Below are 10,999 nucleotides of genomic sequence, written 5' to 3' on the forward strand. Positions count from 1 at the left end.
CAGTCTGGCCCGGCGACGCGCCGCCTGGCTGCCCGGAATCCGATCGTCAATCCGACATCAGGCGGACAAGCAGGCCGCGGTACCACTGCAACGGCGCCACGCCCGCCCCCGGCTCCTTGGCGAGCTCGTCCCACCGGCGCAGCCGCACGGCGTCGCCGGAGTACTCGAGCGCGGCGAACCGCGCCGCCTCCTGCGCCGTCATCGGCCCGCCCTGCACGCCGAGCGTGAACTTCGAGGCGTCGGAGAGCCGGTCGTGGTACCCGGGCTCGACCGCGCACAGGTACCGCTTCGCCGCCACGTGCAGCCGCACCGGCTCGCACACCGCGGGCCCGAACCACCGCGCGAGCCAGTCGGCGCCGGTGTCGCTGTGCCGGTTGTCCCGCCCCTGCATCAGGTCGGCCCCGGTGAGCACCCCGTGGAAGTGCCCGACGTCGTGCAGCAGCGCGGCGGCGACGAGGGCTTCGGGGGCGTCGTCCCGCACGGCCAGGGCCGCGGCCTGCAGCATGTGCTCGGCCTGGGTGACCGGCTCGCCGAGATAGTCGCGCGCGCCCTCGCCCTCGAAGAGCGCCTGGATCTCGTCGACCGCCGCGTCGGTGTTCATGCGGCCGATCCTCGCGGGCGCGGGTGAACCGCCGCTGAACACACGGCTTCCCCTGCCCTCGCGGCGGCCCGGGTTGCGCGGCGGCCCCGGGTTATGCGGCGGCTCCGGCTCGTGCGGCGGCTCCGGCTCCCGCTCCCACCGCGGCCCGGCTCCCACTTTTACCGCGGCCCGGCTCCCACTCCCACCGCGGCCGGCTCCGGCTCCCACCGCGGCTCCGGGTCGCGCGGCGGCCCTGGCTCACGCGGCCCCGGCTCACGCGGCGGCCACGGCGTCGTGCGAGCCGCGAGGACCGCGCCCCTGCGGCCCGCTTTCGGCGCTGCCCGGCAGCCAGCGCGGGTGCGCCCGCTCGGCCCGCTATGCCCCGGCGGCTCGTTTCCAGCGCAGTCCGACGATCAGGGCCAGCGCGCCCGCGACCGCGTGGCCGAGCACCCACGCCAGATCCCGGCCGCTGTAGGAACCCTGGATCAACACGTAGATCGCCCCGGCCAGCAGCGCGCAGCCCGGCACGACGGCGAGGACGGCGGCCAGGCGGTCCAGGACGGGCGGCCCGGGCCGGCGCAGGCGGTAGCCCCGGATCGCCGCGGCCAGGACGAGCCCGAGCACCATCAGCCAGCCGAAGCGCAGCGCCTGGATGCCGGTCGTCGCGACCGCGGTGACGATCGCGGCGAAGGCCACGGCGGCCAGCCCGCCCTTCTCCGCGCCGTCGCCGGGCAGCTTCGGCAGGGTCGTGGCGTCGTCGGCCTCGGCCGTCTGCGGGCGGGCGGTCCGGGTCGCCCAGACCGCGATCGTGGTGGCGCCGAGCACGAGGAGGGCACCGGAGGCCGCGCGCGCGGAGAGGAAGGCCGTGTAGTCGAGCATCGTCACATCACCATCAGGTAGCGGTAGGCCGCGAGCGCGAACGTCAGCGCGCCGATCGCGATGGCGACCCAGTCGACGGCCCGGGGCCCTCGGCGGCGTAGCCTCACGGCCCGCCAGACGACGGCGAGCCCGATCCCGCTACCGGCGACGAGCTTGAAGCCGGTCACCTCGCCGAGGGCGGCCGGCGAGAGCAGCAGCAGGGCCGTGAACGCGCCGGCGACCAAGGCGAACAGTTCCTGGAAACTCGTGCCGACACCTCCCTTCCCCCGCACCACCTTCATCGGTTCGGGAGCCGCTTTCGGTGCACGCCCCGGCATGTCGGGCCAGAGCCGCTCGTCGACCGGCGCGGCGGCCGGCTGCGGCGCGACGAAGGCGACCGGTGCACCGAGGCCCACCGGCGGCGCGGAGATCGGCGCGGCGGCGCCCGGCGGCGTGGAAATCGGCGCGGCTGTGACTGGCGGGGCGGTGAACGGTGCGGCTGTGACTGGCGGTGCGGAGATCGGTGCGGCTGTGACCGGCGGGGCGGTGACCGGCGGGGCGGTGAACGGTGCGGCTGTGACCGGCGGCGCGGTGAACGGCGTGGCCGTGACCGGCGGGGCGAACGGCGGTGCGGCGGTCGCGATCGGCGCGCTGGTGACCACGGGTGCGGCGGCGACCGGGCTGTCCGCAGGCATCGTGGCCAGGTGCAGGGCGCCCTCGGCGACGACCAGCTGCGGCTCCTCCAGCACCGTCGGGGCGACGCCCGTGGCGCGGTGCAGCATGGTGGCGATCAGGGGCGTACGGGTACCGCCGCCGACGAGGAACCACCCGGCGACCGCATCCGGCCGGATCCGGGCCTCCTTGAGCGTGGTCAGGGCCAGCTGCACGGTGCGGGCGAGGACCGGCTCGGCCGCGGCGTCGAACTGCTGCCGCGTGAAAAGCACCTCCTGGTCCGCCACCGGGATGAACATGCTCGCCGAGGACTCCCGCGACAGTGTCTCGCGCAGGTGCCGGGCGTCGGTCCACAGCATCGTGACGTGGCGCAGGTCGCTGGCCGACTGCGGCGCCGTGAGCCGGGTCCAGGTGCCGGGCGCGGCCGGTTCGACGACCGTGCGGGCGTGCGCGACGACCAGTGCGTCGAGGTCGAGGCCGCCGACGTCGTCGAGGCCGCGGCAGGCCAGGTCCCGGAATCCGTCGGCGGTGCGCTGCACCACGCTGGCGTCGAACGTCCCGGCCCCGAGGTCATAGACGACAACGCATTGACCCGGCTGTACCGCATGACCGAGAACGGCCGCGAAGTAGGTGGCGGCCGCGACGGGCTCGGCGACCAGGGCCGGCACCGGGAGCCCGGCCAGCGCGGCGGCGTCGAGCAGCACCTGGCGGCGGGCCGAGCCCCAGGTCGCGGGGCAGGTCATGGTCAGCGTCGCGGGCGGGCCGCCGAGGGTGCGCAGCGCCTCCGCGCGCACGCGGATCAGGGTCGCCGCCACCAGCTCGGGCACCGGCACGGCGCGGTCGCCGAGCAGCACCTCGAGGTCGTCGATGCGGCGCTTGGGGTTCGGCTCGTAGCGGGCCGGGTCGAGGCGCGCGCTGTGCTCCGCGTCGCGGCCGACGAGCAGGCGCCCGGCGTCGTTGCGGAACACCGCCGACGGCAGCAGCGGCGAGGAGTCGAACAGCAGTGGGCGCACCTTGCCGCCGGGATGGCGCAGTACGGCCACGGTGCTCGACGTTCCGTAGTCGATTGCGAGCGCGGCGTCCTGCACGCCGCGAAGCATAGGGATGCCGTGCGGCACACGGCGATCGGTCGATCGGCTCGCGAAAACTGTCGGACCCGCCGCGTAAGGTGCCCATTGCGATCGACCCCGAAAGGAGGCCCGCCGTGCTCGGACTGGTGCTCAGCGCGCTACGGGCGCGTGCCGCGCAGGCGTGGGCCGTGTTCGTCCTCGCCGTGCTGCTCGTGACCGCGGCCGCCGCCGGGCCGTGGTTCGCCGCCGGGGCCGAGCGCCGGGCCGCCGCGGCCGATGTCGCCGCCGCGCCCGCGGCCGAGCGCACGATCTCCGTGCGCCGCCAGACCAACGCGGACGGCGATCCGCGCTCGGCGCTGGCCGCCTACCGCGACACCGTCGAGCGGCTGCTGCCCGGAACCGGTCTCCTCGGCGTCACCGCGAACATGCTGCTGGACGGCGCCGACTCCACGCCCAGGGTCTCGGTGGCCCACCGCGACGACGTCTGCGAGCACGTCCGCCTCGACGGGCGATGCCCGCAGGCCGCGGGCGAGGTGCTGGTGAGCGTCGCCACCGCCGACGCGCTCGGGCTGCACCCCGGCGACGCGCTCACGCTGCGCAACCAGCCGCGGGCGAAGCCGGTGCCGGTGACCGTCGTCGGGCGCTACGAGCTCGCCGACCCCGGCGGCGTCTACTGGGGCGACTCGCTGTTCCGCGCCGACGCCGGCGGGCTCGACCCCCTGTTCACCGCCGTCGACACGTTCGAGAGCCCGCAGCTGGCCGGGCCGGTGTTCGTCTACACCGCGGAGCTGCCCGAGTCCGCGTTCACCGACCCCGGCTCCCCGGCCGGTGACCGGCTGCGGGCGGCCGACTTCGCGCTGAGCCGCGGGGGGATGACGCTCGTCGCGCCCGGGCAGCAACTCGTCGACCGGATCGCCGCCGACCGGGCCGCGATCCGGGGCGGGGCGCTCGCCGGGACGCTCGGCACCGTGGTGCTGTGCTGGTTCGCGCTCGCCCTCGCCGGCCGGCAGACCGCGCGCGAACGGCGCGGGGACGCGGCGCTGCTGCAGCTGCGCGGCGGATCCCGGCGGCGGGTGCTGCGGCTGGGGGTGGGGCAGCTGGCCGTACCGTTGCTGGCTGCCCTGCCGATCGGGCTCGCGCTCGGGTGGCTCGCCGGGCGCCTGCTCGGCGGGCCCGCGGCCGGGTTCGCGCCGCCGTTCGACGGGGCGCTCGGGCCGTGGCTGCCGGCCGGGCTCGCCGCCGTCGCCGGGGTGCTCGGCGGGCTGGCCGCGCTCGCCGCCGGGGAGCTGGCGGTGCTGCGGGCACCGGTGGAGGCGTTGCTGCGGAGGGTACCGTCGCCGGGAAGGGCGCGCCGGGCCGCCGTCGACGTGGTCCTCGTCGTGCTCGCCGGGTTCGCCGCCGCCCAGCTGTGGGGGACCGGGCTGCGCACCGCCGTGCCGCTGCTCGTCGCGGTCGTCGTCGCCGTGGTCGCCGCCCGGATGCTCGCCACCGCCGCCTCCCGCGCCGGGGCGGGCGCGCTGCGGGCGGGGCGGCTGCGGGCCGGGTTCGCCGCCGTCGCGCTGTCCCGCCAGCCCGGCGCCGACCGGCTCATGGCCCTCGTCGCGGTCGCGGTCGCCGGCCTGTGCGCCGCGACCGGGGGCTGGCTCGCCGGGTTCGACGCCCGCGACTCGCGCGCCGCGCAGGAGCTCGGGGCGCCGCGGGTGCTCACCGTCCGGGCCGGCAACCCGACCGCCCTGCTCGACGCCGTCCGCCGCGCCGACCCCGGCGGGCGGGAGGCGATGGCGGCCGTCGTCGACGCGGCCGCGACCCCGCCCGTCGTCGCCGTCGACGCGGCCCGGCTGCCGGCGGTGGCGGCGTGGCGCCCGCAGTGGGGGCCCCGGCCCGCGCTCGTCCCGCCCGGCACCGGCGCCGACGCGCCCGCGGTCACCGGCGGCCGGCTCGTGCTGCGCGCCCGCAATGACGGCGCCGAGCCGGTCCGGCTCGCCGTCGCGGTGCAGAACACCGTCACCGGCCGGACGGCCAGGCTCACCCTCGGCCCCGTCGACCCCGGCGAGCACGAGGCCGCCGCCGACGTCGCCGGCTGCGCCGAGGGCTGCCGGGTGGTCAGCCTCGACCTGCTCCAGCCGCGGCCCGCGAACGCCGGCGACGCCCCGCCGAAGGCCGGGCCCGACACGCCGCCCAGCGACGTCGCCGCGGCCGTGCTCACCATCACCGAGCTGCGCCAGGAGGCCCCGGCCGGGCGCGTGCTCGACGCGGCGTTCCTCGGCGACCCGCGGCAGTGGCGCACCGGCGCCAAGGGCCCCGCGATGCAGGTCAGCGCGCGGCAGGGGGCGCTCACGCTCACGCTGCCCGACGTGGCCTGGAACTTCGACGACCGGGTCTACGTGATGGCCGCCGGGCTGCCGCTGCCCGCCGTCCTCGCCGGTGAGGTCCCGGGCCCGTGGCGCCTCGGCGACCCCTCGCTCGAGCTCTTCGGCGGCGGCGCCGTGCCCGTCCACGTCGCCGGGACCGCGCCGATGCTGCCCGTCGTCGGGGGCTCCGGCGTCCTCGTCGACCTCGACGCCGCCCAGCGCCTCGGCGCCGGCGGGTCCTCGGCCGGCACCTACCAGGTGTGGCTCGCCACCGGGGCCGGGGCCGGCGTCGAGGACCGGCTCCGCGCCGCCGGGCTGACGATCCTCGGCGCCGACGACACCGGGGCGCGGGCGGCCCGGTTCGCCGCCCGCGGGCCCGCCGTGGCCGAGCGCTACCGGCTCTTCGCCGCCGTCCTCGGGCTGCTCGCCGCGGCCGCCGCCCTTGCCGTCGCGGTCGCCGCCGAGCGCCGCCAGCGCGGCGCCGACCTGCGGGCCCTGCGCGTGCAGGGGCTCGCCGCGCGCACCGCCGCGGCCGCGGGCCGGGCCGGGTCCGGCGCCGTCGTCCTCGCCGGGGTGCTGGCCGGTCTGCTCGCCGCGATCGTGGCGCGCTTCGCGTCCGGGCCGCCGTTGCCGTACTTCGCCGACGGCTGGAACCCGCCCGACCCGCCCGAGCCGTTGCCGCCGCTGCCCCTGCTCGCGACCGCCGCCGCGGCCCTGCTCCTGCTCGCCCTCGTCTGGCGCGCCGCCACCGCCGGACGCGCCGAAGGGAAGACCCGATGATCTCGCTGCTGCTGTCGATGCTGCGGGCCCGGCGCGGCCAGGCGCTCGTGCTGGCGCTGCTGTCGCTGTTCGCGGTCGCGGCGGCCGTCGCGGCCCCGGCCTACCTGCAGGCCGTCGACCGCTCCGTCGTCGCCGGGCAGGTGGAGACGGCCGCGGCGCGGGAGCGCTCGCTGAGCATCACCGCCACCGTCAACGCCCGCGACGCGGACGGGTTCGACTTCACCGACGTCGCCGGCGGCCTCGTGAATCTGCCCGGGTTCGACCAGGTCTACGGCGCCGACTTCCCCGCGGTCGGCATCGAGCCGGAGAAGGTGCGCGCGTCGCGGGTGACCTACCGCCAGGACGCCTGCGCCCACCTGACCATCGTCGCCGGGCGCTGCCTGGCCGGGGCCGGCGACGTGGTCCTCGGCGAGCAGACCGCGGCGCGGCTGGGGCTCGGCCCCGGCGACCCGATCACGCTGACGTTCGCGGCCCTCGGCGGCAGCAACTCCCAGCCGGTCTACGTCGCCGACGGCACCCCGGCCCGGCTCACCGTCGCCGGCACCTACCGGCCCGCGAACCCGGCCGAGGCCTACTGGGGCGGCCACGGGTATTTCGACCTCGACACCGCCGGCCGGCCCGGCGAGCCGGTCTTCACCGGCGCCGCGACGATGGCCGCGATGGACCACGGCACCACCGCGATGTCCGTCGACGTGACCGCCGGACCCGCCGCCCTCACCGCCGACGGGCTGCCCGACACCCGCCGCCGCCTCGCCGAGCTGAAGTCCCGCGCCACCCAGCTCGGCCAGGGGCTCGTCGTCACCACCGAGCTGCCCCGACTGTTCGCGCGCATCGACGCCAGTCAGGAGCTGGCCCGCCACAGCGTCCCGGCCGGCGCCGCCCCGCTGCTGCTGCTCGCCTACGCGGTGCTGTTCATCGCCGCCGACTACGCCACCACCGGGCGCCGCCCCGAGCTCGCCGTCGTCGCGCTGCGCGGCACCCGCTGGTGGACCCGCTGGTGGCTGACCCTCGGCGAGGGGCTGGCGGCGATCCTGCTCGGCGGGCTGGCCGGCTGCGTCGCCGGGCAGCTGCTCGTCGCCGCCCTCGTCGCCTGGCGCTTCCCCGGCGTCGGGGCGCCGGTGTTCACCGTGGACGCGTTGCGGTACGCGCCGGCCGCCCTCCTCGGCGCCATCGCGGCCGCGCTCGTGGCCCAGCGCCGGCACCTGGCCGCGCCGGTCGCCGGGCTGCTGCGGCGGATCTCCCGCCGCGCCGCCGGCTGGCGGGTGCGCACCGGCGAGGCCGTCGTCGCCGTGCTCGCCGCCGCCGCGACCGCCCAGCTGTTCCTCACCGGCGGCTCGCTCACCGGCGTCGCGATCGTCGCGCCCGCCCTGGTGATCCTCGCGCTCGCGCTGCTCACCGCCCGGGCCGTCACGCCGCTGGCCCGGCTCGCCGGCACCCGGGCGCTGCGCCGCGGCCGGCTCACCACCGCGCTCGCCGCGTTCCAGCTGTCCCGCCGGCCCGGGGCGCAGCGGCTCATCCTGCTGCTCGTGGCGGCCGTGGGCGTGCTCGGCTACGCCGTGACCGCCACCGACCTCGCGGCCCGCGACCGGGACCTCGCCGCGCAGATCTCCACCGGCGCTCCCCGGGTGCTCACCGTCGCCTCCGTCGGTGGCGAGCAGCTGCTGCAGGCCGTGCGGGCCGCGGACCCCCCGGGCGCCTACGCGATGGCCGTCGTCGGGCTGCCCGCGGGCCGCCCCGGCGAGGTGCCGCGCCTCGCCGTCGACACCACCCGGCTCGCGGCCGCGTCCACCTGGCTCGGCGCCTACGGCGACACTGACCCGGCCGGCCTCGCCGAGCGCCTGCGCCCGCCCGTGCGCGACGCCGGGCTGACCATCCCCGGCCAGGACCTCGCCATCGATGCGACCGTCACCGGCGCCCGCCCCGACAACCCGGTCGCGCTGAAGGTCGTGCTCGCCAGCCGGCACGGCCGTGCCAACGTCGACCTCGGCGCCGTGCACAACGGCGCCGGCACCTACCAGCAGCGCGTCAGCGACTGCGCGGACGGCTGCCGGCTCGTGGGCGTGCACCTCACGAACCTGGAGCCGGCCGCGACCGCGACCCGCCTCACCGTCGTGCTCAACGCCGTGCGCACCATCAACCCGGCCCGCACCGCGGCCACCGGCGCCCAGCTCGCCGACCTGGCCCGCTGGCGCTCGACCGACGCGACGCTCACCGCCGCGCCCGACGGCCTGCGCATCGGCGTCGACGCCCCCGACGGGCTGCCGCACGGGGCGTGGGTGCAGCCGGCGGAGGTGCCGCTCCCGCTCCCCGTCGCCGCCACCGCCCCCGCCAGGTCCATCTCCGGCCTCGACGGCCTCGACATCCCGGTGACCGTCGCCGCGCACCTCGACGCCGTCCCCCGGCTCGGCCTCGACGGGACCATCGTCGACCTCGAATACGCCGAGCGCCTCAGCACCGACTCCGGCCTCGCCCGCGACCCCGAGGTCTGGCTCGGCCCGGCCGCCCCGCCCGACGTCCTGAACCGCCTCGCCGCCCAGGGCCTCGTCATCGTCGGCGACACGGGCATCGCCGACGCGCGGGCGCGCCTGGCCGCGCAGGGCCCGGCCCTGTCACTGTGGTTCCACGTGCTGGCGGGCGCGCTCGCGGTCCTGCTCGCCGCGGGCGGCCTGGCGCTGGTCATCGCCGTGGACCGCCGCGACCGGCGCGCCGACCTGGCCGCCCTGCGCGCCCAGGGCCTGCCCCGGCGCGCGGCGGCGCGGGTCGCGCTGTGGACCTACCCGGCCCTGGTGCTCGCGGCCGCGCCGCCGGGCCTGGCCACGGCCCTGATCGCGTGGCGCCTGACGGGCTGGGCGCTGCCCGTGTTCGGCGAACCGATGCCGGCGCTGCCGCTGCCACACTGGCCGACGGGCCCGGCCGTGCCACTGGCGTGGCTGCTGACCCTGCTGCTGCTGGTCACGGTGGCGGCCTCGACGGCCCGCGCCACGACGCCCCCGCCCCGCCGCCCGCGCCCCGCGACGAACTGACCCACGCCGCTCGCCATTTCGCCTGCGCCGTACCGCCCACGGGCTCCGCGCTGCCCGCCGGCGTGGCTGCTGACCCTGCTGTCCAGCGTGGCGGCGTCGACCACTCGGGCCACACGTCCCAGCTTCGGCCCCGCCCCGCCCGCCGCCCCGCGCCGCGCCGCCCCGCCCCGCGCCGCGCTGTCCCGCGCCGCGCCGCCCCGCGTGGTCCCGTGCCGTGCCGTGCCGTGCCGTGCCGTCCCGTGCCGTGCCGTCCCGTGCCGTGCCGTCCCGTGCCGCGCCGTCCCGTGCCGCGCTGTCCCACGTCGTGCCGTGCCGTGCTGTCCCGCGGTGTGCAAGCCGTGCCGTCCCACGGCGTGTCGTTCCGTGCCGTCCCGCGAACGCGTCACCGACGATCGCCTGCCGCTGAAGGCGACCATGCCGACAACACCGTGCCGCGTTCGCAACGAGCCGCCGGTGGACGCGGGTCGGCCGCGTCAAAGGCCGCTGGTGAATATCATTTCAAAATGTTCACCATGTGCGTGGCGGCTTGGTCGGTGATCGTGGCTTCGGTCGCATTCTGGGATAATTCTTGGTATGGGGCAGATGCAGTTGTTCAGCTCGCGTGAGTTGGCTGCTATGCGGGATCGGACGAAAGCGCGAAACTGGTGGCCGGAAAAGGACGAGTTCCGGAAGGAGGCGCAGCGGCGGCGTGACTGGGGATTGGCGCGACGGCACGCGGAAAAGCTGAGCCGAATCCACGACGCCGCACCATCGGCGCCGTCATCACCAGCGCGAATGCCGCATCAATCCGCGACGTGCGCTCCCAGGGAGTTCGCCTCCGCGGAGTCAACGCCACCGCCGAAGACCTCCTCGACCTCCGCTTCGGTGGATGAGCGCCACAGTTCGACCGGTGCTGCGGCCGCACCGCCTCCCAGCCTGCGCCCCGGAGAAAGCGTTCCGACAAAGCCGGCGTCCGATCCCGCCGAAACTTTTGACCACCGCGCCGCAGCGATGCCTGCCCGAATACCCGAACAATCGCATCGGGCCGCCGAGAAAAGTCGCGCCCGCGTCTGCGTAAAATATTGCCTCGCGATTCTGCCTCGTGGCAATCCCGCCGGCCACCCGTTCACGGGAAGTCCGCCTCGAGCCGCCGGTGTCGGCCCTGGCGGCGTTCGGCCGGATGGTCGGGTTGTGGCTGGCTCGTCTCGCGGTGGAGGGGTGCGTCACGAGGGCTGTGTATGTGGCCCTTTCCTGGTTGGTCGTGGCCGAGGCGGTCGGGAACGCCGGGTCGTCGTTGAGGCTGGTGGTGGACCTGGCGGCGTTCGGCCGGACGGTCGGGTCGTGGCTGGCTCGCCTCGCGGTGGAGGGATGCATGACCAAGGCTGTGTTCGTCGGCGTGCACGCGGCCCTCCTCGGTCGACCGTGGCCAAGGCGGTCGGAAACGCTCGGTCGTCACCGAGGCTGACGGGATCCGCTCGGCGTGGGCGCGCTCGGTGGGAACCAGCGCGACGCGCCGCGCGCACGCGGGCCGGCCACCGACGCCGGCGAGATCCCGCTCGGTGCGAGCCGGTGTGACGTGCGAGCCGGTGTGACGTGCGAGCCGGTGTGACGTGCGAGCCGGTGTGACGTGCGAGCCGGTGAGACGTGCGAGCCGGTGAGACGTGCGAGCCGGTGAGACGTGCGAGC

Annotated in this window: 6 protein-coding genes; 3 read left to right on the forward strand and 3 right to left on the reverse strand. The window is 77.1% G+C overall.

What is annotated here, in order from left to right; translation table 11 throughout:
- Positions 1-46 precede the first annotated feature (46 nt).
- The 3 genes from ABT369_RS00615 to ABT369_RS00625 form a co-directional block, all read right to left on the reverse strand.
- Entirely contained in the window at positions 47-601 is a 555-nt protein-coding gene (locus ABT369_RS00615) for a phosphonate degradation HD-domain oxygenase (protein WP_350609125.1), read from the reverse strand.
- A 354-nt stretch (positions 602-955) separates the two neighbouring features.
- Positions 956-1,459, reverse strand: coding sequence for a hypothetical protein (locus ABT369_RS00620; protein ID WP_350609127.1), 504 nt, complete (start codon positions 1,457-1,459; stop codon positions 956-958).
- Between the two features lie 2 nt (positions 1,460-1,461).
- A complete protein-coding gene (locus ABT369_RS00625) occupies positions 1,462-3,198 on the reverse strand; it encodes an Hsp70 family protein (protein ID WP_350609129.1) in 1,737 nt (578 codons plus the stop codon).
- Between the two features lie 116 nt (positions 3,199-3,314).
- On the opposite strand from ABT369_RS00625, the gene ABT369_RS00630 reads away from it, so the two are divergent.
- The 3 genes from ABT369_RS00630 (at position 3,315) to ABT369_RS00640 (ending at position 10,778) form a co-directional block, all read left to right on the forward strand.
- Entirely contained in the window at positions 3,315-6,311 is a 2,997-nt protein-coding gene (locus ABT369_RS00630; protein ID WP_350609131.1) for an FtsX-like permease family protein, read from the forward strand.
- The gene (locus ABT369_RS00635) at positions 6,308-9,334 is read left to right on the forward strand and encodes an FtsX-like permease family protein (RefSeq protein ID WP_350609133.1); all 3,027 of its coding nucleotides are present in this window, start codon (positions 6,308-6,310) and stop codon (positions 9,332-9,334) included. The genes ABT369_RS00630 and ABT369_RS00635 overlap by 4 nt, the downstream gene beginning before the upstream one ends.
- A gap of 1,132 nt (positions 9,335-10,466) precedes the next feature.
- The gene (locus tag ABT369_RS00640; RefSeq protein ID WP_350609135.1) at positions 10,467-10,778 is read left to right on the forward strand and encodes a hypothetical protein; all 312 of its coding nucleotides are present in this window, start codon (positions 10,467-10,469) and stop codon (positions 10,776-10,778) included.
- The last annotated feature ends 221 nt before the right edge of the window (positions 10,779-10,999 follow it).

It is taken from the genome of Dactylosporangium sp. NPDC000244 (assembly GCF_040300725.1).
Classification (GTDB): Bacteria; Actinomycetota; Actinomycetes; order Mycobacteriales; family Micromonosporaceae; genus Dactylosporangium.

Bases quoted from the DNA above. Each gene is read 5' to 3' on its own strand.
- ABT369_RS00615 (WP_350609125.1), bottom strand. From the start codon at position 601: ATGAACACCGACGCGGCGGTCGACGAGATCCAGGCGCTCTTCGAGGGC.
- ABT369_RS00635 (WP_350609133.1), top strand. From the start codon at position 6,308: ATGATCTCGCTGCTGCTGTCGATGCTGCGGGCCCGGCGCGGCCAGGCG.
- ABT369_RS00620 (WP_350609127.1), bottom strand. From the start codon at position 1,459: ATGCTCGACTACACGGCCTTCCTCTCCGCGCGCGCGGCCTCCGGTGCC.